A 21723-nucleotide genomic window follows, 5' to 3' on the forward strand; every position below is an offset into this window, starting at 1 on the left:
TAGTGTCATGTCAGGCGGTCGGCCAAAGCGGCCTTGATCTCGGGAGCAGCATGCAGCGCGCCGAGAACCGTCAGGGAGGCGATGGCATCTCTTGCAAGCTTCGCCGAGACGTCGTTGGCTATGATCGCCAAGCCTAGCACCCGGATCTCGAGTCGTTCACCGGCGGCGACTGCCGCCTCCAGATCCTGCCGGGTGAAAATCCGCAATCCAAGTTCGAGAGCCAGCCGCGTCGTGGCTTTCTCCGCGACGTCGGCATGGGTGGAAAGCTGGTTACGGATCGCCGTGCGAATGAAATCCGAACGGTTCGAGTAAAAGCCATCCCTGACCAGGAGGTCGATACGGCCAAGGTCCACGAAGCCGAGATTCAGGGTCAGTTTTTCGCTATCCGGCGTTTTCATCTTGCATCCATATACCATCCATATGGATGGTATATGGATGCTGGTGCACGGATATCAAGGGAGCAGGGCGCGCGCGACCTACTCTTCCATAGGCAGGGCGAATGTCCGGAAAGGGGCCGCGCCGGGTAAGAGCCAGGATATCACGTCAGGCGTGTTATCGACATTGCCGGGGGGCGGAGAGCGCCGTTCGCGCTTTAGCGGTCGACACCCGCGAGGTGCGGGTTCGGTTCGCAATACTCAATCAGCAATTCGGTGAGGACCCGTATCTTCCGTGCGGGATGCTGGCCTGGCGGGCGGACGACATATGCACCGGCCGGAGGCGGTGGATGACGCGTCATGACCGGCATGAGCGCACCCGACGCGATATAGCCGTGGGTCAGGCAATCCGGCAGGTAAGCGATGCCGAGCCCTGCGGCCGCAGCGGCGACCAGAGCGGTGCCGTTGTCGGCCTTGAAGCGCCCCTGCGGGCGAACCGTGATGACCTTGTCGCCATCCATGAGTTGCCAGGCTTCAGTGCCCTGCATGAGAGCCTCATGGGCGACGAGCTCCTCCGGCGTCTCGGGCGACCCATGCGCCTTGATGTAGTCCGGGCTCGCGACGAACTTCCCATGGATTGGTCCGATGCGTCTTGCGATCAAGTTGGAATCCTGAAGATAGCCAACCCGTATCGCGCAATCATAACCCTCGGCGATGAGATCGACGAAGCGATCGCTGTAGCAGGTGTGGATGTGGAGCTGGGGGTGGCGGCGCGCCATTTCCGCGAGGATGGGAGCGAAATGGGTCTGGCCGAAAGAAAGCGGCACGGCAACTCGCAAGCGGCCGCGAAGCTCACCGGTGGGCAGGATCGTTTCCCTGGCCACGTCGATCTCGGCGCAGATTCTCGCTGCATAATCTCGGAACGTGGCCCCCGCTTCCGTGAGGGCGGCGCCCCGGGTGGTCCGCGCAAGAAGCTGGACACCAAGTTCCGCTTCGAGCCGGAAGAGCCGCCGGCTGACGATTGACTTGGAGACGCCGAGCCGGAGCGCAGCGGGCGAAACGCCCCCAGCATCAGCCACTTCTACGAAGGTCTGCAACTCCTCGATATCCATTTAGCGTTCCCCTTTCCGCGACACAGCTTGCCATAGAATGGCGCTACCGCATCTCGAATGGGAACGGCAAGACTAACCCCAGGCAACGTCGCCCCTGGCGTATGTCTCCCGCAAAACCGATGCCGCGAACAACGGCGGAAAAGGATGTAATAATGACGTTTCGTAACGGACTTGCTTCGCTTCTTCGTCCAGAAGACTCGGTACTCGTTCTGATCGACCACCAGCCCTATCAGCTTGCCAACCTCAACAGCCACGACCCGCATGCGGTGGTCAACAACGCGACGGCGCTGGCGAAAGCCGCCAAGGCCTTCGGCGTCCCCACCATCCTGACGAGCGTGATCGCTGAGCGGGGCGGTCTCCTCTTCCCTCAGATCACCGATGTGTTTCCCGGCCAGGAGGTCATCGACCGGACGTTCATCAACACCTGGGAAGACAGGAAGGTTGTGGACGCGGTCAAGGCGACCGGCCGCAAGCAGCTCGTCATCGCCGGCCTGTGGACCGAGATCTGCGTCGCGATGCCGGTGATCCAGGCGCTGGGCGAAGGCTGGGATGTCACCGTCATCACTGACGCCTCTGGCGGCACCTCGGTCGAAGCCCACGCAGTCGCCATCCAGCGCATGATCGCGGCCGGCGCCAATATGATGACCTGGCTTGCGCTGGCGGCAGAATGGCAGCGCGACTGGGCGCGCACCGAGCACGCCGGCGAGCTGACGGAGGTGCTCAAGCAGCACGCTGCTGGCAGCGGCATCGCATATCTGTGGGAGCAGCAGTTGCTTAACACGCCGGTGCCGAGCACCGCTGGTTGATTTGAGCGGGGATGGGGAGCTTCGCGAGCCGTGCGTTGCGAAAAAGGCGGATGGCGTATCGAGCCTCTTCATCCCCTCTCAATGGAAAGACCGTCCACGCCGTCATGCAAGCGGCCGGATCTATTGGTCCGCGCTCCCGCAGCTTTCAGCCTGTCGCATGACAGGGCGCCGAGCCGATCCCTTCTGTCAGACCGCAATGGGGAGCGGGTCGGTGCCCTCGCTCAGGATTGCGAGATATCGCCGGTAGCTGAAAACGCGGCCCCGTTTGCGACCTGTGACCTCCTCGACGATGCCGAGCCGCTCCAGATCGGCGAGCGCCGCATTGACCGTCGGGGCGGAGAGGCCCGTTTGCTGAACGAGCTGGTTGGCCGTCAGATAGGGATTCTGTTGAAACAGATCGTGGATGCGCAGCGCCGAGCCAGCCCGATCGCTTTCCAGCGTGATGCGTTCGCGGTCTTCCTTGAACAAGGCGACGATCCGGGTGGCTGCGTCGAACGCTTGATTGGCGGTATCTGCGACGCCCGTGAGAAAGAAATCGAGCCAGGCTTCCCACACACCATGCGCGCGCACGTCCTGAAGCAGGCGGTAATACTCTGCGCGATGGGTTTTGAGATAAAGGCTCAGATAGAGCAGCGGTTTGCGCAGCACGCCGTTGACGCAGAGATACAACGTGACCAGCAAACGCCCGATCCTGCCATTGCCGTCCAGAAACGGGTGAATGGTCTCGAACTGAACGTGCAGCAGGCCGGCCTTGATGAGGGCGGGCAGTCGCGACCCTTCCTCGTGCATGAAGCGCTCAAGCGCATCCAGACAATCATGCATCTCGGGCGGCGGTGGCGGGACGAAGAGCGCATTGCCGGGACGTGTGCCGCCGATCCAGTTCTGCGAGCGCCGAAATTCGCCGGGACTCTTCGTGCCGCCACGCCCGCTTTGCAGGAGGCGCGCATGCATCTCGCGGATCAGGCGCAGCGACAGCGGCAGGGTTTCCAGCCGCTCCAGCCCATGCATCATGGCATCGACATAGTTCGAGACTTCGCGGATGTCGTCGATCGGTTGGCCGGCCTGCGCCTCCGTCTCGAAGCGAAGCAGGTCGGAAAGGGTCGATTGCGTGCCCTCGATCTGCGAGGAGAGGACCGCTTCCTTCCTGACATACATGTAAAGAAACAGCTCCTGGCGCGGGAGCAGCACGGTGATGCCGTCGAGACGGCCCAAGGCTCGCTCCGCCAGACTTAAGCGTTCCAGCAGGGCAAGCACGTCGATCGACGGCTCCGGCGGCAAGGGCGGCGGCACGAAGGCGCGCACCATCTCGCCCGCAACAGGGGTCTCGACAAAGCGGCCTAGCCGGAGATTGGGCGCGGGTTCGTGCATGAGCCCACTATGATGTCGCGATCTTATTTAAGCAATTGTCGTTTGGCTTAAATAAGGGCTGAGCTAAGGTAAGCGCCCTTAAATAAGGGGGCCCACCAACATGGCGGTGACCTTCCGCGCGGATAGCTTTCAGCCTGTCGCACGACGGAGCCGCCGATGTGATCATTGCCGCGTTCTGATTCAGCCGCCCCAGGAAGGCTTCAAAACGCCGAACGGATGAAGCGTTGATACACGGCGCTGCCACGCAGGAGCCGCCGGCCGAGACCGGCAAGGAAATCGACATCGTCGGGTTTCAGGCTGAGCCTGTAATGAAGTTGCATGATGCGCGCCTTCTCGTTGGCCTCCTGCACATCAGCCAGCGACAACCGCACCACCTTGACCTCGAGCTTGTCGCATCCCGCCTGTGGTGAGCGCGTGTTGCAGCGCCAATGCGTGAGCCGATCGCGCCAACGTGCCGCCTCCTGTTCGAGCACGTCGAAACTCATCCGACTTGCACTGTCGATCATGGCGTCGGCGGCAGCGACGACGGTATCGGTCGCCATGGGCCCCACGGCGGCATTCGACATGTCGCCGCCGACCCGCGTCGAGGCGTCGACGACGATAATGATCGCCCGCCGCAATTGTCGCGCCGTAGCAGGCTGGAGCGGCTCGGGCGCCGGTTGTTTCATCAGCCCGGCGAGATTGCTCGTCGCGAGGTTGTCGACGAGGCCGCCGTCGAGCAATTTGAGATAGTTCAGGTCGCTTGCGCTGGCATAGCGCTCCTGCGAATCCGAGATATGCCTCTCGAACAGCGAGGCCTGAACAGTCGGCCGTGTCGGGCTTGTCCTTTGTCCGGCGACAGGGCAGGCGTCGTTGAAATTCCGCATGACGACGGGCGCGAATGCGACTGGCACAGCCGATGAAGCGGCGACCGCATGGGCCAGGGAGAAGCTGTCATAGTCGCTGCAGATCGCGAGGAAGCTCTTGCGATCGAAGGAAAAGGGCGCGCGGTTATAAAGGTCCGTCGCGTGCAGAACGAGCCGTGAGCGCCCGCGTCGCTCGACATCGCGCAGGGTCGCGCCGTGATAGAGACGGTCATCGAGCCAGGCTGCGAAGCCGGATAGATCATTGACGCCGCCGCGATAGGCTCGCAGCAGGTTGTCCGGCGTGTATGAGGTGCGCAGTGACGCCTCCGGATCCTGATCGAGAAAATCGCGGCGGAACCCGGAAAGCCCTGTCGGTCCGTAGAGCGCGAAATGGGCGGCAAGAACGCCCCCGCCGGAAACGCCGGCCACCACGGCGACATCATCTGCGAGAGTGCGGGTGGCCATACCCGGAGACCGCTGCTCGGCCAGCGCCGACAAGACACCGTAGCCAAAGGCAGCCGAGCGCGCCCCGCCACCGGAAAAGGCGAGGATGACTGCGGTGTCGCTGGGTTTTGCCAGGGTCATTGGCGCAGCGGGCACGCCAATATGCGTCAGCACGGCATTCGAGGGCATATTGGCGGGCTCGGCGCATCCCGCAACACACAGCATGAGCGCCGCAGCTTTCAGAGCCTGTTTGGAAATTCCAGCCCTCATCCTGAGGAGCCGCGCAGCGGTGTCTCGAAGAATGCTCCAGATGGTTCCGGAGACTCTTGGAACATCCTTCGAGACGCTATTTCCGAGGAAATGGCTCCTCAGGATGAGGGCTCGCGGAGTTTCCGAACGGTCTCTCAGGAGATGGCGTGTCGCTCTGGCGTAGCGCCGATTTCCGGCAGCGGCTGTTCTTGGGACAATAGACATTCGACGCGTGAGAGCCCTTCTCAGCGGCGAGATCGTCCCTCGTGAAAGGTAACGCTCGCCGGGGGGCCACATCTCGGCTGCGTCGATTATCCCAGCATTATGCGGCGTGGGGAGGCTTCAAAAAAACCGCAGATCCGAAGTCAGGCTGCTGGTGGGGGCAAAGTGATGCGAAAACGCGCACCCGTTGACGATGAGTCCAGAACGACCACGTCCCCCGCGTGAAGCCGAATGATCGCTTCGACGAGATGCAGCCCCAGGCCGGCGCCTCGCTCGCGCGGTGCCAGCCGAAAAAAGGGCTCGAAAATGCGGCTGCGCTGCTCGCTCGGTATGCCGGGCCCTTCGTCGGCGACTTCGATCGTCCGTTCTCGTCCGACGGTGATGGTGATCGTACCGCTACGGCCGCCATGCTCGATGGCGTTCTGAACCAGATTGGCCAAGACCCGTTCAAGCGCGGCTTCGTCGCCCCATGCGGCGACAGGCTCGGCCTCTGCCTCGAATGCGAGGTGATAGCCCGAAGCGATGGCCAGAGGCGCAAGATCGGCAGCGACGCGCCGGCTCATTGCGACGAGGTCGAGCCTGGCGAAATCGTCCGGATTGTGTTCGATCCGTTGAAGGTCGAGCAATTGCTCGGCCATCACGGCAAGCCTCGCCACATCCTCCAGAAGGCGGGCCCGCTGAGCCGATTCCGGCAGGGATTCGAGCCGCGTCTGCAGGATGGCGATCGGTGTCCGAAGCTCATGGGCGGCATCGCCGAGAAAGCGCTTGTGCCGGGCATGGCCCTCGTCCAGTCGCTGCAAGGCACGATTGACGGCTGCAACGAGCGGGCTCACCTCGCTCGGCACGGAATCGGTGGATAGCCGTGTACCTTGCCGATCGATATCGATCTGTTCGGCCTGATCCGCCACCTCGCCGAGCCCGACGAGAGCCCGGCGCACGACGATGGGTGTTGCGATGATGGTCACGAGCCCCATGATCACGAGCGCCGGCAAAACGAAGCTCATGAAGACGATCAGCACCGCCTTAACGAGCCAGCTCAGCGGGGCATTCGCGCCTGGCCCGGTGGCGATCTGGATCTCTCCAGCCGCGCCATTGACCCAGCGGATCAGCGCGCTGGCGCGCGGCGGATCACCCAGGTTCCAGCCGAGCCGCGCATTGCCGACGCCGTCGAGCGCATCGCCGATGCGGGCGAAATGCGATGGCGGCATGCCTTCGACCAGCGTGTGACCCTGCCGATCGCGAACGATGAACCAGAGATCGGGAACTTCCGTGCGCAATGTCTCCAGCGCAGGCGTCGTCCGCAAAATGAGCCCGCCATCGGCCTTGCGCTCAACGGCTGTCTTCAGCGCCTCGATGGTCACATCTTCGGATTCGAAGTTGAAGAGATGGCCGCCCATATAGAGCGCGCCGATGACGAGCACGACGAGAAGCGAGAGAATTGCGGCCTGCAACGCGAGAAAGCGCCGGACGAGGCGCCATTTGAGCGAGTGGCCCTTGGCGGGGGATTTGGTCACATCGCCTGCTTCAGGAGATAGCCGACGCCGCGAATGCCATGGATCTCCAGCCCTGCTCCAGCGTCGGCCAGTTTCCGGCGCAGGCGCGACACATGCATGTCGAGCGCGTTCGACTGGATTTCGTCGTCGAAGCCGTAAACCGCCTCCTCCAGCGCAGCGCGCTGCACCGTGCGGCCGCGCCGACGCAACAGGGCCTCCAGCACGAGAAGTTCCCGGCGCGGCAAATCGAGCGTCGCGCCATCGATGCTTGCGCAGCGGTCGCGCCAGTCGAACTCCAGGCGGCCGGCCCGTAGAATGTCGGGCGCAAGCCCCGCTGGCCGGCGCAGCACAGCACGCAGCCGCGCCAGCAATTCGTCGATCGCGAAGGGCTTGGCGAGGTAATCATCGGCCCCGAGGTCAAGACCTGCGACCCGATCCGTGACATCGCCGCGTGCGGTCAGGACGATCACCGGCGCGGGATGCTTTCTCGCGCGAAGCCTGGGGATCAGCGTGAGGCCATCGCCATCCGGCAACTGGCGGTCGAGAAGGATCGCGTTGTGAACCGGGGTTTCGATCGCTTCCGCGCCTTCCGCCAGCGTCGCGGCATGATCGACGACCATGTCGTGCTGACTGAGGGTCGTGCAAAGCGCGGCCGCCATTTCCGGCTCATCTTCCACGAGGAGAATTCGCATCGCTTATGCGTATCCGAGCTTGGCGCTGGATGCTGCGCCGCTGAGGGAAGAGACCAAGTCGGCGCTCTCATATCACTGTTCGTCTGAGTCGATCGATAGCGTGCAATGGACGAGGCATGATCCACAGGCTCGCTATCTGGTGGTCTGCAGTCCGGGCGCTTTCCGCCCCGTCGCATGACGGAGCCGCCGATCTAATCACCCGCTTTGGCGAGCCAGCCAGACGGTTCGATCGCAGCTCGGGTCTTCCACGGCGTGATCGACAACCGCGAAGCGGGCGGCGTCCAGCAAGGCGCGATATTCGTCCGGGCCGAGGCTGCCGTGGTAGAGCGGGTCGCCCTCCAATTCACCGATCGCCTGACCTTCGGCAGGTCCGCTGGTGAACATCAGCACGGCGCCCGGCGCGGCATGAGCCTGGAAACGGGCGAACATGGCGCGCTGATCACTGGGCGAGAGGTGAAAAAAGCTGTCCCAGGCGAGCAAGCCTGCGAAACGCCGGCCCAAGGCAAGGTCGCGCATATCCGCCAGATGCGCCGGGGTGCCCGGCAGGTTGCGCTGAAACAAAGCGAGCATCGCCGGTGTGGCGTCCAGCCCCGTCACATCAAAGCCGCGTCGGATCAGCTCGCGCGCAATCGGCAGGCCGGAGCCGCAGCCAATGTCGAGCACTCCAGCTCCGGCAGGAAGTAGGTCGCAGAAGCGATCGAGCCATGAGCCCTCCGCCAAGCGGTCACCGCGCAGCCTGGCCCAGGCGCAGCCATGGCGCTGGTAAACCGCGATCACAGTATCTTCGATGCGGTCGGTCATGCTCCCCTCGTGGTCAGCCTAAACTGGTGCTCGAACGACCGTCATAGAAGCGTTTTCGAGCGAAGTGGACACCGGTTCGCGTGAAGAAAATGCGATAAAACAAGGAGCTAGAGCGTTTTTGCGATTCGAAGAAACGCGGAAATGCTCTAGCGGCAGGCCCGCATGGTTTTCGACATGCGGATGGTCGGCTCTGCCGCGAAGCGGAGCCGATCACTGGCGTTAACCTGACATGACCGGGTTTCGCCCGCTGGAGCGGCGCTCCATGCAAAGGGCCGATCCCGCGGCGCAGGCAAGCAGGGCGCTGCCGACCCATGGCAATCCGCCTGCTCCTACCGTGCCGACAATGACGCCGCCCAGAATGGCCCCGCCGGCAATCGCGATATTCCAGGCGGTGACGATCATTGCCTGCGCCACATCGGCAGCCGGCCCGGCGGCGCGTGCCGATGCGGTCTGAAACAGCGTTGCCGCCCCGCCGAAGCCCAGCCCCCAGATGAAAGCCCCCCATAGATCGCCGGCGCTGCGCCGATCCACGCGAGCAGAAGCGCCGCTGCGAGGAACAGGCCGATGCCGATGAGGGTCAACGGGCGCAGCCATTTGTCGATCAGGGCGCCGGTCAGGCCGATACTGACAAGACCGGCCACGCCGAAGACCAGCAGGACACGGTCGGTCTGGCCGACAATGCCGTGGCGGGTCAGCAGCGGTGTGATGTAGGTGTAGAGGATATTATGGGCCAGCACGAAGCAGAGCGTCACTGTCAGCACCGGCCGTACGCCCTGAATCGCAAAGACCTGGGCCAGCGAGGGGCGTCGCGTTTCAGTCTCGCCGTCAAAGTCCGGCACTGTCGCGATGATCCAGCCGACCAGCAGCAGCGCGATGGCGGTGAGCAGCCCGAATGTCAGTCGCCAACCGGCGAAGATGCCCAGAAACGTGCCGGCCGGGATGCCGATGGAGAGAGCCAGGGGCGTCCCGGCCATCGCGATGGCCAGGGCCCGACCCGCGAGGCCTGCTGGCGCCATGCGAACCGCGTAACCTGCCAGCAACGCCCATAACAGGCCCGCCGATACACCTGCGACGAAACGCGCCACGAGTGCGACGATGAAGCTCGCCGTCAGGGCCGTGATCAGATTGGCTATGGCGAAACCGATGATGGCGCCGAGCAGGAGCGGTCGCCTGCGCCAGCTTCGCGTCGCCGCCGTCAAAGGGATCGCGGCGAGCAGCGACCCCAGCGCATAGAGACCGACCCATTGTCCGGCCATGGCCTCGCTCACATCGAGCGAAGCTCCGATCTGCGGGAGCAGGCCGGCCGGCAAGGCCTCCGTCAGGATCGTGACGAAGCCGGCCACCGCAAGCGCGCAGAGTCCCGCCACCGGCAACCGATCGACGCGGGCCGTCACGCCGAGGCCTTCGGCAGCACCAGATCGCCGACGGTGTAGGTGTGAAACTCGCTGGACGAGACGGTGTCGAGCTTGCGGAACTTCTCGAGGAAGATCGGATCGGAAAAGAAGATCCCGACATCGCCGGGATCGGAAATCGCCTCGATATTCACGACGGTCAGCCCATCGGTGCTCCTGGCGAGGTTGCTCCACAGAAAGCCCGGCTTCCGCCCGGCGACATAGTGGACGACATCCTGGATCAACCGGAATGCTTCCTCCTGCTTGCCGGGGTGAGCGTGGATCACGTTGACGATGAAGGTCGTCGGGGCGGGCTCGGCGGTGAAGGCGGGGATCATGGTCGTCTCCTTGGTTTGCGGAAGGCCCATGGGTTGCGGAAGACCAATGGGGTGCGGGCCAAGGGGTAGCGGGTGGCTTCTTTCGGAAAAACAGGCCGTTGTTCCTGTGACTGCGGAATATAATTCCGCTAGCATGAATGGCATGGACAAGCTCACTGCGTTCGATGCCTTCGTGCAATCGGCTGAAACCGGCAGCTTCGTTGCGGCCGGCCGCAAGCTCGGCCTCTCCGCCTCCGCGGTCGGCAAGGCGGTGGTGCGGCTAGAACAACGGCTGGATGTGCGTCTGTTCCATCGCAACACGCGCCATATGACCTTGACCGAAGAAGGACGGCTGTTCCTCGAACGCTGCCGCCGCATCTTCGAGGAGGTCGAGGCGGCCGAAGCCGAGCTTGCCCGATCCAATCGAACGCCGAGGGGCCGGCTGCGCGTGAGCCTGCCGCTGGTCGGCATGCTGCTGACACCGGTAATGGCTGATTTCATGCGCGCCTGGCCCGAGGTCCAGCTCGAGCTGGATTTCACGGATCGCCTGGTGGATGTCGTGGAGGAAGGGTTCGATGCGGTCATTCGCACCGGGCAGCCATCGGACAGCCGCTTGATGAGCCGCAATCTCGGACGGTTTCGGCTGAAAATCGTCGCCTCACCCGACTATCTGGCGAGATGCGGCGTGCCGGTCACCCCTGACGACCTGACCCGGCATCAGTGTCTTCACCAGCGTTCGCCGAGCACCGGCAAGCTGCGACCCTGGCCGTTCGCTCCCGGGGAAGGGCAGGGGAAGATCGTCCTGCCCGAGCGGATGAGCGCGACGGCGGTCGATCCGCTGATCGAGCTGGCGATCGCGGGGCTGGGAATTGCCTGTCTGCCGCCCTTTGCGATCCGCCGCGAGATCGCCGACGGCCGTCTCGTCTCAGTCCTTGAGGAGTGGGTGATGCAGGCCGATCAGTTCAATCTGCTCTGGCCGGCCAGCCGCCAGATCACGCCCAGGCTGAGGGCCTTCGTCGACTTCATGGCCGAGCATCTGCAACCGCAATAAGGGCCTCGTTGAGCCGCTGAGAGCTGGCTCGCCCTCGCGGTTGCGATTGAGCCGAAGTCGGCGGCGACGTTAGCGGGCCGTGATCGAATCTGTCTGGGTCATGCCGACCGGATCAGCATCAATGCTCGGCAAATCCGCCCTTCGCCATCATCAAGTGATGTGCCTGATGATGAGCGCCCTGCACCATGATACCCATGAAGCCGAGCGCCTTGAGCTTGGCGAGCGGCGTGGACTCGCTGGCGTTCACCGTCAGCTTCACGCCATTGGGCAATTCATCAGTTTCGGCTTTCCAGCCGATGTCGTTCAACTCTTTCACATGCGCCGGCACCATGCGCTTGATGGCGGCCAGGGTGCGGCCTTCACCGGTCACCATAATCTCGATGCTGTCGTCGAGTATGTGCTCGCTTGCCGCAGCGTGCAGCGTAACTTCGTTCATGTCGATGAGATGGTCTCGCAAGGCCGTAATATTGACCTTCGACCAGTCGGTCGCCGGATTGGCCGAGAGGATCCGAACGACCTCCTGAATGGCACCGAAGGCGTCTTGCCCCGGCATCGTCGGCGCGCCACTCGCGCCATGCATGCTGTCTGGCATTCCTTTGCCCGTGCCTTGGCTCGTTTCTGGAGCCATGCCGCCTTTGCCTTGCATCATGTGTTTGTGCATCTGGCTCATGTCGCCCGCACCTTGCGCCATTTGGCCCGACATCATCTGACGGTGCATGCCCATCGGCCCGTTCATACCGGGCGACGCCTGGGCGAAAACGAAAGCTGTTGAACCGAGGACCGCGGTAGCGGCGAGTGTCGTCTTCCAGGGAAACGTCGGCATTGGTTGGTCTCTTTCTTCATGACGCGCAGCGCCCCGGCTCACTTGCTAGCCGAACTTGCAGTAGCCACATATGATCGAGATCACATCTCATGCGGTGGCAACAGTAAGATTTTATCTTTGACGCGCTCGATCTCGCCAGCGCGCTCGAGTGCGCTCAACGTGCGGTAGAGCACCTCGTGGGTCAGTCCCAGTTCGGCGGCGAGCTGTTTCAGTGTGCCCTCAAGACGGACTGTCCGGTCGCTTTCGTCGGAGTTTATGCTGAGAAAATGACGCACGCGATCAAGTGCTGATCGGATATTTCGCTGTTCGATCCGGGTGCGCAGGTTCATCACCTGGCGGGCAAGGATTGCCGTGAAAGCCTGCGCGGATTTCGGGTCCTTCTCGAACATGGCGAGCACTGCCGACTTCGGATAAACGCGAACCAGCGCATTCGTCGAGGCGATAGCATCGCAATGATATGAGGCGGCAAACAGCGAGGCTTCGGCGATAGTCTCGCCCGGGCCTGCCACATGAAGAATGACTTCGCGGCCCGAGCGATCGACCCGTGAAAGCCGCACGCGACCAGCGATGACCTCACCAAACCCTGCAGTCTTATCACCCAGCCGAAACAGCGCCTCACCAGATTTCAGTTTTCGGTCGATACCAATGGCGCGCAGGGCGGTTGGAAGCGACTTCGGGACCGACATGGAATGGTTCCTGCGAATGGTTCCTGCCCGAGCAGACTTAACGTCTTAAGGTTTGGCGCGGTGGATGATATCCACGATCGGCCCATCGCGTCATTTGGCTGAGCCGCAGAATTTGATGCGCTGTCGGGGCAGGCGGACGCCTGCCGCCGCCGGCCCGGCAGAGTCATGGGGCGCGGCCTACCCACTCACCTCGGTAAGGGCGCGGTCTGTCGGCCGTCGGCACAAGCATGGAGCGCGATCCGGACGCGTCATCTTGGCGTTGACCGAACAGCAGCAAGGCATTGCGCGACGCGCAGCAACTGCGGGATGACCCCGGCGAGCACAATCGATTGAGACGCATTGCTGCCTCTGCTCAGCTCCGCTTTCCGGCCGCTCCCCAACCTTCGCTCCCGTCGCATCTCGTCCAGACGGAAGAGCATGCGTGAGTTGCTGTCAGGTTCTGACTGTAAATTGCGCCAGATCGGACACGTACTTGCCAGCATTAATGCAGATATCGCTTGTCAAGGAGCGGTTAGAGGTTGTCACGATAATGCCGACACGGATGTTAAGGTATTCGTCACGTTTGGCGGCGTGAATGAAATGCCTCGGCATACCGGAAGGTAAAATTTGAAACTTTTCCGTATCCTTATCGGCGTCGTTCTGCTGCTTGGCGGTCTCTTTGTGCTGGTTGGCGAATATTTCGCGGGAACATCGGCCGACGCGACGATCAATGCGCGGATCAACGTGATCCGCGCGCCGATCGAGGGGCAGGTCAGCCTTGCCGTCAGGAGCATCGGCGCGCGGGTGAATGCCGGCGAACTGGTCGCCGACATCGCCGATGAGCGCTTCGACACCGCCCGCCTGCTTGATCTCGAACGCGACCGCGACAACCAGCAGATCGAGCTCAGGCGCATCGCCACGCAAAAGACCGCGCTGAGCCAGGCGCGTGCGGGTTTTGCAGCGCAGCTCGCCGATTATCAGAAGGGGCGCGTCAGCCAGATCGAGGCGCGCATAGCCGAGGGCAGGGCGGCCCAGGATGCCGCGCTCGCGCGGCTGCGCGAGGCCGACGGGGCCTTGAAGCGCGCGAATGACCTGAGCAGTCGCGGCGTGCAGACCGCGGCCAATCTGGAACGCGCCCGCGCCGCCCAGGACGTCGCCCAGCAGGATCTCGAGAGTGCCCGGCAGCGCAGCAACTATCTCGCCACCGAGCTGACTTCGGCCCGCGGCGGCGTCTTCATCGGCGATTCCTACAATGACGCGCCGTTCTCCTCGCAGCGCGTCCGCGAGCTCGATCTGCGCCTGGCCGAGCTTGCCGCCGAACAGGAGCAGATCGAAGCACGAAGCGCGCAGTTCGAGCGCCAGATCAGGGCCGAGCGGGTTCGCGTCAGCCGCCTGACCTCGGCGACGCTCAATGCGCGCGTCGCCGGCATGGCCTGGGACTTCCTGGTCGATGACGGCGAATATGCGCGCCGCGGCCAGGATCTGGTGAAGCTCGTCGACTGCCGAAGCCTGGTCGTGACCGCGAGCGTGACGGAAGCGCTCTATGACAGCCTCTCGATCGGGACATCCGTGCAGTTCCGCCTGTTCGGTGACGATCGCATCTTCGATGGCACGATCACGCGCTTGGGCGGCTCGGGCGCCTCGGCCCTCTACGCCAATCTCGCGGTGGGGCCGAGCGCCGAGCATCTGGAACGCTTCGATGTGACGGTCAACGTGCCCGAACTTGCCAACCAGCCCGACCTCTCCTGTGCGATCGGCCGGACGGGGCGCGTCATCTTCTCGAGCGGGCCGCTGGCGACGCTGCGTCGCTTCCTGACCCGCTACGGGGTCTGATGCTCGCCCTGCCGCCCCTGTTGGCGGCGTTTGCCGGCGCGGCCGTGGTCGTCGGCCTGCGCCTGCTGCTACTGCCCTTGCTCGATCCCAGGCTCTGGTACTGGCGCGCGCTCCTGCTTGGCGCTGCGATGTTGCTGGCCTGGCGCTATGTGATCTGGCGCCTCACCGACACGGTCGCACCGCTGGCCTGGACCACCGACGCTGTGCTGAGCTGGTCCTTCGCGCTGCTGGAAGCGCTTACCGTCCTGTCCTCGACCATCGCCTTCTTCATCCTGTCGCGGGTGAAGGAGCGCAGCAGCGAGGCCGACCGCAACAAGGGCTGGTGGCGGCCGGCTCCGGCGCCGCGCGTCGACATCCTCATCGCGACCTATAACGAACAGCTCGAGGTGCTGGAGCGCACGATTATCGGCGCCAAGACCATCATGTATCCCAATCTCGGGATCTTCATCCTGGATGACGGCCGGCGTCCCTGGTTGCGGGAGCTCTGCGAGCGCCATCGCATCGGCTATTTCATTCGTCCCGACAATGCCCATGCCAAGGCCGGCAATATCAACCATGCGCTGGCGCAGCGGGCCGGCGATGCCGATCCACCTGATTTCGTCGCGGTGCTCGACGCCGATTTCGTGCCGCATACCGATTTCGTCGAACGGGCCCTGGCGCTGTTCCACGATCGCGCGACGGGCCTTGTCCAGACGCCGCAGCACTTCTTCAATCCCGACCCGATCCAGCACAATCTCGGCATCAGCTCGGCCTATCCCGACGAGCAGAGGCATTTCTTCGACAATGTCGAGCCGGCACGCGACGCCTGGGGGATCGCCGTCTGCTGCGGCACCTCCTCGATGGTCAGGGTAGAGGCCCTTGCGGCGATCGGCGGCTTTCCGACGGAAAGCGTGACCGAGGATTTCCTGCTGACCCTGCGGCTGGCCGAGAACGGCTGGAACACGGTCTATCTCAACGAGCCCTTGACCGAAGGCCTCGCCCCGGAGGGCCTGCGGGAATACATCGTTCAGCGCGGCCGCTGGTGCCTGGGCATGATGCAGATCGTGCGCAACGTCTATAACCCGTTCGGCGGCCACAGGCTCAGCCTCATCCACCGGCTGAGCGTGTTCGACTCGCTGCTCTACTGGACCACGACCTTCCCCTTCCGCCTCGCCAGCATCATCGGGCCGCTGCTCTACTGGTGGTTCGGCGTCACGATCGTCAACGCCTCGGTCGCCGACATCATCATCTATTACCTGCCCTACTACATTGCCGTCATGGCCGTGCTGAACTGGCTCTCGAAAGGGCTGTTCATCCCGATCGTCAACGACGTCGCCCAGCTCATGGCCGCCTGGCCGATCACGCGCGCCTGCGCGCTCGGGCTGCTGACGCCCGGGCCGCACAGCTTCTCCGTGACCGCCAAGGGCGGCGACCGGACCAAGGTGATCGTGCAATGGCCGATGATGTGGCCCTTCATCGTGTTCTTCGGGCTCACCGTCGGCGGCCTCGTCATGAATCTGAGTTCCGACTTTCTGGTCAACAACGCCGCCCGCGCCGGCGACGGCATGGCCGTGGTGATGTTCTGGACGATCTACAACCTGCTTGTCCTGCTGGTGGCGATCGCGGCCTGCATCGAGCGTCCGCGTCCGGACCGTCCGATGCGCCAGATCATCGAGCCGGTGACCCTTACCGTCGCCGGCGAGGAGCATCGCGGCTGGCTGGTCAATCTCGGCATAGGCGGCGCCAGGATCAGCGGCCCTTCCGGCCTGCCCGTGGGGGCGCAGGGCAGCCTGCGCCTGCCGATCATCGGGGAGATCGCGGCGCGCGTCATCGCGCCGACGCTGGATGGCTACCGCATCAGGCTCACCCCCAGCGAGGAGCAGCGCGAGCGGATCATCGCGCGGTTGCATACCGCCGCAGTGCTGCCCGGCACTGGCAAGGGCGATATCGGCCAGATGATCCGCGAACTCGCCCGCGCCTTGACGCGATGAAGGAGAAAATGATGGCAAGCGGACGATTGAGCCTGCGCTCCATGGTCTTTGGCGGCGGCGCCGTCTTGATGCTCATGCCGGCGATTATCGCGGGCACCTTCTACACCGGCGCCCTGCAGCGGCGCGCCGAGACGCTGCTCGTCGAGAGGCTGAAGGCGCGTGGCGAACTGAGCGCCGACCAGATCGGCCGGCGCCTCAACCAGCTCTGGCAGGAGGTCAGCGCGCTCTCGAAGATCATCGATGTCGACGCCCCCGCGAAAAGCCGTGACAGCCTCAACCTTATCAGCCAGCTCGATACGCGCTATTCCTGGATCGGGGTCGCGGATGTGGACGGCACCGTGCTTACCGCCTCGCGCGGCATGCTCGAAGGGCAAAGCGTCGCCGAGCGGCCCTGGTTTCGCCGCGGCCTCAGAGAGCCGACCGCGGTCGATGTCCACCAAGCGCAGATGCTGGCGAAGCTGATGCCGGCTTCGGCGGAGCCGTATGATTTCATCGATCTGGCGGCGCCGATCCAGAAGTCTAACGCGGTGGTCGGTGTCGTCGGCGCCCATCTCGACTGGCGCTGGGTCGTCGACAGCCTGAACAATTTGCAGGCGCCGGGGATCGAGCTTCTCCTGCTCTCGCGCGACCGGACGGTGCTTTATGGCCCGGCCAGCCTGATCAACAAGCCGCTGGATATCGGGGCCGCCCAGGCCGCCAACCGCGTGACCCTGGCCGTGCTGGACGAGCGCTGGCCCGACGGAAAGGACTATGTGACGGTCGTGGTTCCGACCGTCTCATCTGGGGACCTGCCCGGTTTCGGCTGGTCTCTTCTCGTGCGGCAGAACCTGGATGAGGCGCTTGCCACGACGCGCGAGCTGGTTCGCACCTTCTGGCTGATGCTTGGCGCGGGCGCGATCGTAGCGCTGGCGTTGCTCTTCCTCGGCTCTCATTGGATCACAACGCCTTTGCGACGGCTCGCCAGTTCGTCGGAAGCCATCGTCGCGGATGGCGAGCAAACCATACCTTATGTCGAGACCCGCTATGCGGAAGCCGCGCGCCTGAGCCACGCGCTGGTCAGGCTCCAATCCAAGCTGTTGCGCAGATGATCGCCCGCGCCGATCCACGCCCGGCCAGCCGTCTCCAAAGCCAAGCCGTTTCGCTTCGCCCGTAACGGTCCCGAAGATCATCGCGCGCCGGTTCCGCGCGGTGACCATTCGCCCCATCGCGCCCGCCATCAGGCCTGGCCCGCTCCTTGCTCCGGTCTCTTCATTTTCGGCCTGGACCTGCTAGAGCATTTCCGCGTTTCTGCGAATCACGGAAATGCTCTAGCTTCTTGTTTTATCGCATTTTCTTTACGCGAACCGGTGTCCACTTCGCTCGAAAATGCTGTAGGTCTGCCTAAGGTGTCGTTCGGTCGCCGCTGCGGCGCGCCACAGGGACAAGCAGGCATTTCAATGTTGAGCGCTCGGGAAACGCGGCCTCCGATCAGCCATCGACTGGCGGATCACCTGCGATCGACAGTCGCGGTCGAGCGAAGCGCGATCGGAGATCTGCGTCTGGCGGAAGTGCTGTGCTTCATCGCCGGAGCGACCAATGCCGGTGGATTCCTGGCAGTGGGGCAATACACCTCGCATATGTCGGGCATCGTCTCGTCGATCGCCGATAATGTGGTGCTTGGGAGTTTCGCGCTCGTCGGCGTCGCGCTCCTCGCCTTGGCGGCATTCCTTGCCGGCGCCGGACTGTCGGCGATCCTGATCAACTGGGGCCGGAGAAACCACAAATCGGCCCGGTTTGCCTATCCCTTGTTCGTCGAGGCGGTCCTGCTGCTCTGCTTTGGACTCTCCGGCCATTTTTTCAATGGAACGGCCACCTTCATCGCCGTCGCGATCCCGCTGCTCTGTTTCATCATGGGGCTGCAGAATGCGATGGTGACAAAGATTTCCAATGCCCGGATGCGCACGACGCATGTCACGGGCATGGTGACGGATCTTGGAATCGAGCTCGGCAAGCTGGTCTACGTCAATATAGCGCCCGAGAAGCACCCCAGGGTCGTGGCCAGCCGGAAAAAACTGCGCATGCTGGCGACGCTGATCGGCCTGTTCCTGTTCGGGGGGATCGTCGGCGCGGTCGGCTTCAAGCAGATCGGCTACATCACCACCGTTCCGCTCGCGATCGCGCTTGTGGTGCTTGCTGGATTTCCGGTCATCCTGACGCGCTCGAAACCGCCTCAGGATGAGGGCTGAGGGAAGCACAACCGGTCTCTGAGCGGTCGTTCGACGCTTTGTTGTCAACGACGGCTCTTCGGGGCAGCGTGCAGGGATCCGGAGCCTGGCTATGACCATCACCATCACCGCTTTTGAACGATCCCCCGATCGCGGCAGGGGGCTTGCGCGGGACATGCGCGTGCGCTGGGCGCTTGAAGAGGTCGGCCAACCCTACGATGTCCGGCTTCTGTCGTTTGGCGAGATGAAGCAGCCTGCACATGTCGCGCTACATCCCTTTGGGCAGATCCCGACCTATGAGGAGGGCGATCTCGCCTTGTTCGAGTCGGGCGCGATCGTGTTCCATATCGCCGAGCAGCATGCGGGCCTGCTGCCCGGTGATGCGAATGCCCGGGCGCGCGCAATCGCCTGGATGTTTGCCGCGCTCAACACGCTGGAGCCGCCGATCTTCGAGCGCGCCCTTGCCACGATCCTCGAGCGCGACGAGCCCTGGTACGCGCAGCGCTTGCATGCGCTTGAGGACACTATCGGGAAACGGCTGGGCGCGCTGTCCAGCCGCCTTGGCGATGCCGACTGGCTCGATGGCGCGTTCAGCGCCGGCGACCTGCTGATGGTGACGGTGCTGCGCCGGCTGCAGGGATCGGGCCTGCTGGAGGGCTATCCGAACCTCTGCGCCTATGTCGCCCGCGCGGAAGTGCGGCCGGCCTATAAGCGTGCCTTCGACGCGCAGTTGGCGGTTTTCACCGCCGCATCGGCTGGCTGATAGAGCTCCGCTTCCGGGCTCATTAGCAGATGCGGCTCATGGGCAGATATGGCGCGTCTCGAGCATGACGCCCCCAACGAGCCGACACCGGTCCTGACGCGGCTGCGCGCCGGAGGGCCGCTTTGCGGCGATGCGCCGATGTCTGGTGTCGCTCGCGTTCCGCCGCCGGACAGCTCGCAATTCGGCAAGTTCCGCGTCGTTTTCGTGCTCATTGAAGCGGACCGGGTTTGCATTGAAACGCCGGGCCGGGCCATCGCGAAACCGGAAGAACCGGCGAAACGGAAGACCGCAAGATCGGTCGAGCCGGTTACGGCCATCTGCGACTAACTGGCGGCGCCACGGAGGAAGGGACGATGAAGGCGGCGCTTGAAAACTACCATGCCCGGATGCAGCGGGTGCTGGACCATATAGACCGGCATCTGGACGACGATCTGGGCCTGGACGTGTTGAGCGGCGTCGCGGCGTTCTCGAAATACCATTTCCACCGGCAGTTCATGTCCACCTTCGGGGTGTCCGTGCATCGCTATGTCCAGCTTGCCCGCATGAAGCGCGCTTCGTACCGGCTGGCCTACAGGGACGCCCAAAGCGTCACGGCCATAGCGATGGATGCCGGTTACGATGCGCCTGATGCCTTCGCCCGCGCCTTTCGGCAACGGTTCGGCCAGTCGCCTTCGTCGTTCCGGAAGTCTCCCGACTGGGAGCCGTGGCTTGCGGCCTTCGGGCCTTTCGACGATGCGAGGAGCAAGCTCATGCAGACGAATTTTACCGCTGACGATGTGATCATCCGCGATGTGCCGACAACGCGGGTGGCGATCATGGAGCATCGGGGCGATCCGGCGACGCTGGGCGCCACCATCCAGCGCTTCATCGCCTGGCGAAAGGCCGCAGGCCTGCACCCCAGTACGAGCCCGACCTTCAATGTCTGGCGTTCCGAGCGGCGGCCCGCTTCTCCAGCCGATTATAGCAACGACCTTTGTGTCGGGACCGACCGGCCGATCGAGGCGCATGGCGAGCAGATCAAGGCCGGAGAGATCCCAGGCGGACGCTGCGCGGTGCTGCGCGTCGTCGGCAACACCCATAATCTGGAGCCCGCCGCGCTCTACCTGTATCGCGACTGGCTCCCGGCCAGCGGCGAGGAAGCCCGCGACTTCCCGATCTATTGCCAGCGGCTGAGCCTCTTCCCGGAGGTGCCGGAGCATGAGGCCGTTGCCGAGCTGTTTCTGCCGCTGAAATAGCGACCTGCGACGGCGGCCTGTCCCTTCCGATCGCTGGAAACGGTCAGGCTGCCGTCCACCCATCCCCGTTTTTATAGGCGCGCGGCTTAAGCAGAAAATTCTTATAATAGTGAAGCTCAGGCGATGTTGGCGCTTTCCGCGTCCGAAATAATTAGGATGTTCATTTAGTCAGACCCTGAATCGCTCGAATAACGATCAGCTTTATTTCTTCGACAGCTTTCGGATAGGATTTTTTCACGGCCTCATCGAGGATGAATTCTCTTTGAACATTGGGGCGAATGATCTTGGCTGCGACGAATGCGCCGGATTCATACTCGACCTTGATGGCGCCGTAGCCGAGAATAGCAGGGCCAATCGACTCGGCGACCAGCGATTTCAATGTGGCCAGCCCTTCGATTTCGGCCTCTATCCGGATGGCCAGGCCAGCTTTCCGCGCCGCGTCTTCCAGCAATGCGCGCACGACGTGCCCCTTGGGGGGAAGCAGCAGTTTGTGCTGAAGCGCCTCAGCCAGGGTCACAGTCTCCCTCCGGATATCGATCAGGCCTCTTCGGGCGAACAGATAAAGATCCTCGAACAGCAATGAGCGGCTGGCCTTGTCTCCGCGTTCGCGCAGATTGACGGCGAGATCGAACAGATTGTCGTCGACGCCCGCGCGCATCTGGAGGCTGGTTCCCTCCGAGATTCTCAGCTGGATCTGTGGGAAGCGCGTCTTGCACTCGTGGAGCATACGCGGTGCGACCAAGGGAGCGATCGACGCCAAAAGGCCGACCGATACGACCCCGCCGGGCTGGTCCCTGCGTTCGCGCATCGCGATTTCCGCAGTGTTGACGGCACTGAGAATGGCTTTGGCATGGCCGAGCAGCACCAGCCCGGCCTCTGTCGGCTCCACGCCGTCAGGCCGGCGGTACAGCAGCGGCTCGCCGACGGCCTTCTCAAGCTCCGCGATATGATAGCTCAACACCGGCTGCGTGACGCTCGACAGGCTCGCCGCCGCCGTCAGCGACCGCCTTTCACAGATATTGACGAAAAACGTCAGCCGCCTGATGTCGTATGCCATGACGCCGA

The 21723-nt window shown here is 63.5% G+C and carries 20 protein-coding genes and 1 pseudogene; 9 read left to right on the forward strand and 12 right to left on the reverse strand.

Features of this window, described 5'->3' with window-relative positions; genetic code table 11:
- Positions 1 to 5: 5 nt before the first annotated feature.
- Both BMZ97_RS23670 and BMZ97_RS23675 read right to left on the reverse strand, forming a co-directional pair.
- Positions 6 to 398 (reverse strand): CopG family transcriptional regulator, encoded by a 393-nt coding sequence (locus BMZ97_RS23670; protein ID WP_244546569.1) that lies wholly within the window; start codon positions 396 to 398, stop codon positions 6 to 8.
- A gap of 194 nt (positions 399 to 592) precedes the next feature.
- Positions 593 to 1486 (reverse strand): LysR family transcriptional regulator, encoded by an 894-nt coding sequence (locus BMZ97_RS23675; RefSeq protein ID WP_092175591.1) that lies wholly within the window; start codon positions 1484 to 1486, stop codon positions 593 to 595.
- A 152-nt stretch (positions 1487 to 1638) separates the two neighbouring features.
- Here BMZ97_RS23675 and BMZ97_RS23680 point away from each other — a divergent pair, with 152 nt between their 5' ends.
- Complete coding sequence (locus tag BMZ97_RS23680; protein ID WP_092175594.1) at positions 1639 to 2292, forward strand: hydrolase; 654 nt, start codon at positions 1639 to 1641, stop codon at positions 2290 to 2292.
- Positions 2293 to 2478: 186 nt separating this feature from the next.
- Here BMZ97_RS23680 and BMZ97_RS23685 read toward each other — a convergent pair whose 3' ends face one another.
- The 7 genes from BMZ97_RS23685 to BMZ97_RS23715 form a co-directional block, all read right to left on the reverse strand.
- Positions 2479 to 3660, reverse strand: coding sequence for a Fic family protein (locus tag BMZ97_RS23685; protein WP_092175597.1), 1182 nt, complete (start codon positions 3658 to 3660; stop codon positions 2479 to 2481).
- Positions 3661 to 3860: 200 nt separating this feature from the next.
- Positions 3861 to 5138 carry a patatin-like phospholipase family protein gene (locus BMZ97_RS23690; RefSeq protein ID WP_175525701.1) on the reverse strand — a complete coding sequence of 426 codons (1278 nt, stop codon included), beginning with the start codon at positions 5136 to 5138 and terminating at the stop codon, positions 3861 to 3863.
- A 425-nt stretch (positions 5139 to 5563) separates the two neighbouring features.
- Positions 5564 to 6934 carry a sensor histidine kinase gene (locus BMZ97_RS23695; RefSeq protein ID WP_092175602.1) on the reverse strand — a complete coding sequence of 457 codons (1371 nt, stop codon included), beginning with the start codon at positions 6932 to 6934 and terminating at the stop codon, positions 5564 to 5566.
- On the reverse strand, positions 6931 to 7605 hold the full coding sequence (locus BMZ97_RS23700; RefSeq protein ID WP_092175605.1) for a response regulator transcription factor: 675 nt from the start codon (positions 7603 to 7605) through the stop codon (positions 6931 to 6933). Before BMZ97_RS23700 ends, BMZ97_RS23695 begins: the two co-directional genes overlap by 4 nt.
- A gap of 195 nt (positions 7606 to 7800) precedes the next feature.
- A complete protein-coding gene (locus tag BMZ97_RS23705) occupies positions 7801 to 8406 on the reverse strand; it encodes a class I SAM-dependent methyltransferase (protein WP_092175608.1) in 606 nt (201 codons plus the stop codon).
- A gap of 398 nt (positions 8407 to 8804) precedes the next feature.
- Entirely contained in the window at positions 8805 to 9800 is a 996-nt protein-coding gene (locus BMZ97_RS23710; RefSeq protein WP_244546570.1) for an MFS transporter, read from the reverse strand.
- The gene (locus BMZ97_RS23715) at positions 9797 to 10135 is read right to left on the reverse strand and encodes an antibiotic biosynthesis monooxygenase (RefSeq protein ID WP_092175610.1); all 339 of its coding nucleotides are present in this window, start codon (positions 10133 to 10135) and stop codon (positions 9797 to 9799) included. Before BMZ97_RS23715 ends, BMZ97_RS23710 begins: the two co-directional genes overlap by 4 nt.
- Positions 10136 to 10277: 142 nt before the next feature.
- On the opposite strand from BMZ97_RS23715, the gene BMZ97_RS23720 reads away from it, so the two are divergent.
- Positions 10278 to 11165, forward strand: coding sequence for a LysR family transcriptional regulator (locus tag BMZ97_RS23720; protein WP_092175613.1), 888 nt, complete (start codon positions 10278 to 10280; stop codon positions 11163 to 11165).
- A gap of 118 nt (positions 11166 to 11283) precedes the next feature.
- Here BMZ97_RS23720 and BMZ97_RS23725 read toward each other — a convergent pair whose 3' ends face one another.
- Both BMZ97_RS23725 and BMZ97_RS23730 read right to left on the reverse strand, forming a co-directional pair.
- Entirely contained in the window at positions 11284 to 11988 is a 705-nt protein-coding gene (locus BMZ97_RS23725; RefSeq protein WP_139221303.1) for a hypothetical protein, read from the reverse strand.
- Between the two features lie 80 nt (positions 11989 to 12068).
- Positions 12069 to 12674 carry a Crp/Fnr family transcriptional regulator gene (locus BMZ97_RS23730; RefSeq protein WP_092175618.1) on the reverse strand — a complete coding sequence of 202 codons (606 nt, stop codon included), beginning with the start codon at positions 12672 to 12674 and terminating at the stop codon, positions 12069 to 12071.
- A 606-nt stretch (positions 12675 to 13280) separates the two neighbouring features.
- Here BMZ97_RS23730 and BMZ97_RS23735 point away from each other — a divergent pair.
- The 7 genes and pseudogenes from BMZ97_RS23735 to BMZ97_RS23765 all read left to right on the forward strand — a co-directional run bounded on the left by BMZ97_RS23735 (position 13281) and on the right by BMZ97_RS23765 (position 20658).
- Positions 13281 to 14486 carry an HlyD family secretion protein gene (locus BMZ97_RS23735; RefSeq protein WP_092175622.1) on the forward strand — a complete coding sequence of 402 codons (1206 nt, stop codon included), beginning with the start codon at positions 13281 to 13283 and terminating at the stop codon, positions 14484 to 14486.
- Complete coding sequence (locus tag BMZ97_RS23740; RefSeq protein WP_092175625.1) at positions 14486 to 16456, forward strand: glycosyltransferase family 2 protein; 1971 nt, start codon at positions 14486 to 14488, stop codon at positions 16454 to 16456. Before BMZ97_RS23735 ends, BMZ97_RS23740 begins: the two co-directional genes overlap by 1 nt.
- 11 nt (positions 16457 to 16467) lie before the next feature.
- Entirely contained in the window at positions 16468 to 17544 is a 1077-nt protein-coding gene (locus BMZ97_RS23745) for a PDC sensor domain-containing protein (protein WP_175525702.1), read from the forward strand.
- 390 nt (positions 17545 to 17934) lie between these two features.
- Positions 17935 to 18645 (forward strand): annotated as a pseudogene (locus BMZ97_RS23750) (YoaK family protein); the annotation flags it as partial.
- Positions 18646 to 18772: 127 nt separating this feature from the next.
- On the forward strand, positions 18773 to 19423 hold the full coding sequence (locus BMZ97_RS23755) for a glutathione S-transferase family protein (RefSeq protein WP_092175633.1): 651 nt from the start codon (positions 18773 to 18775) through the stop codon (positions 19421 to 19423).
- 48 nt (positions 19424 to 19471) lie between these two features.
- The gene (locus tag BMZ97_RS23760; protein WP_092175635.1) at positions 19472 to 19750 is read left to right on the forward strand and encodes a hypothetical protein; all 279 of its coding nucleotides are present in this window, start codon (positions 19472 to 19474) and stop codon (positions 19748 to 19750) included.
- Positions 19751 to 19776: 26 nt separating this feature from the next.
- Positions 19777 to 20658, forward strand: a complete 882-nt coding sequence (locus BMZ97_RS23765; protein WP_092175638.1) for an AraC family transcriptional regulator — start codon at positions 19777 to 19779, stop codon at positions 20656 to 20658.
- A gap of 160 nt (positions 20659 to 20818) precedes the next feature.
- On the opposite strand, the gene BMZ97_RS23770 is transcribed toward BMZ97_RS23765, so the two are convergent.
- On the reverse strand, positions 20819 to 21715 hold the full coding sequence (locus tag BMZ97_RS23770) for a LysR substrate-binding domain-containing protein (protein ID WP_092175641.1): 897 nt from the start codon (positions 21713 to 21715) through the stop codon (positions 20819 to 20821).
- Between the last annotated feature and the right edge of the window lie 8 nt (positions 21716 to 21723).

The organism is Allobosea sp. OK403 (assembly GCF_900113835.1).
Classification (GTDB): Bacteria; Pseudomonadota; Alphaproteobacteria; order Rhizobiales; family Beijerinckiaceae; genus Allobosea.

Bases quoted from the DNA above. Each gene is read 5' to 3' on its own strand.
- BMZ97_RS23740 (WP_092175625.1), top strand. From the start codon at position 14,486: ATGCTCGCCCTGCCGCCCCTGTTGGCGGCGTTTGCCGGCGCGGCCGTG.
- BMZ97_RS23760 (WP_092175635.1), top strand. From the start codon at position 19,472: ATGGCGCGTCTCGAGCATGACGCCCCCAACGAGCCGACACCGGTCCTG.
- BMZ97_RS23755 (WP_092175633.1), top strand. From the start codon at position 18,773: ATGACCATCACCATCACCGCTTTTGAACGATCCCCCGATCGCGGCAGG.
- BMZ97_RS23720 (WP_092175613.1), top strand. From the start codon at position 10,278: ATGGACAAGCTCACTGCGTTCGATGCCTTCGTGCAATCGGCTGAAACC.
- BMZ97_RS23670 (WP_244546569.1), bottom strand. From the start codon at position 398: ATGAAAACGCCGGATAGCGAAAAACTGACCCTGAATCTCGGCTTCGTG.
- BMZ97_RS23700 (WP_092175605.1), bottom strand. From the start codon at position 7,605: ATGCGAATTCTCCTCGTGGAAGATGAGCCGGAAATGGCGGCCGCGCTT.
- BMZ97_RS23705 (WP_092175608.1), bottom strand. From the start codon at position 8,406: ATGACCGACCGCATCGAAGATACTGTGATCGCGGTTTACCAGCGCCAT.
- BMZ97_RS23685 (WP_092175597.1), bottom strand. From the start codon at position 3,660: ATGCACGAACCCGCGCCCAATCTCCGGCTAGGCCGCTTTGTCGAGACC.
- BMZ97_RS23725 (WP_139221303.1), bottom strand. From the start codon at position 11,988: ATGCCGACGTTTCCCTGGAAGACGACACTCGCCGCTACCGCGGTCCTC.
- BMZ97_RS23675 (WP_092175591.1), bottom strand. From the start codon at position 1,486: ATGGATATCGAGGAGTTGCAGACCTTCGTAGAAGTGGCTGATGCTGGG.
- BMZ97_RS23765 (WP_092175638.1), top strand. From the start codon at position 19,777: ATGAAGGCGGCGCTTGAAAACTACCATGCCCGGATGCAGCGGGTGCTG.
- BMZ97_RS23715 (WP_092175610.1), bottom strand. From the start codon at position 10,135: ATGATCCCCGCCTTCACCGCCGAGCCCGCCCCGACGACCTTCATCGTC.
- BMZ97_RS23680 (WP_092175594.1), top strand. From the start codon at position 1,639: ATGACGTTTCGTAACGGACTTGCTTCGCTTCTTCGTCCAGAAGACTCG.
- BMZ97_RS23770 (WP_092175641.1), bottom strand. From the start codon at position 21,715: ATGGCATACGACATCAGGCGGCTGACGTTTTTCGTCAATATCTGTGAA.
- BMZ97_RS23730 (WP_092175618.1), bottom strand. From the start codon at position 12,674: ATGTCGGTCCCGAAGTCGCTTCCAACCGCCCTGCGCGCCATTGGTATC.
- BMZ97_RS23745 (WP_175525702.1), top strand. From the start codon at position 16,468: ATGGCAAGCGGACGATTGAGCCTGCGCTCCATGGTCTTTGGCGGCGGC.
- BMZ97_RS23690 (WP_175525701.1), bottom strand. From the start codon at position 5,138: ATGCCCTCGAATGCCGTGCTGACGCATATTGGCGTGCCCGCTGCGCCA.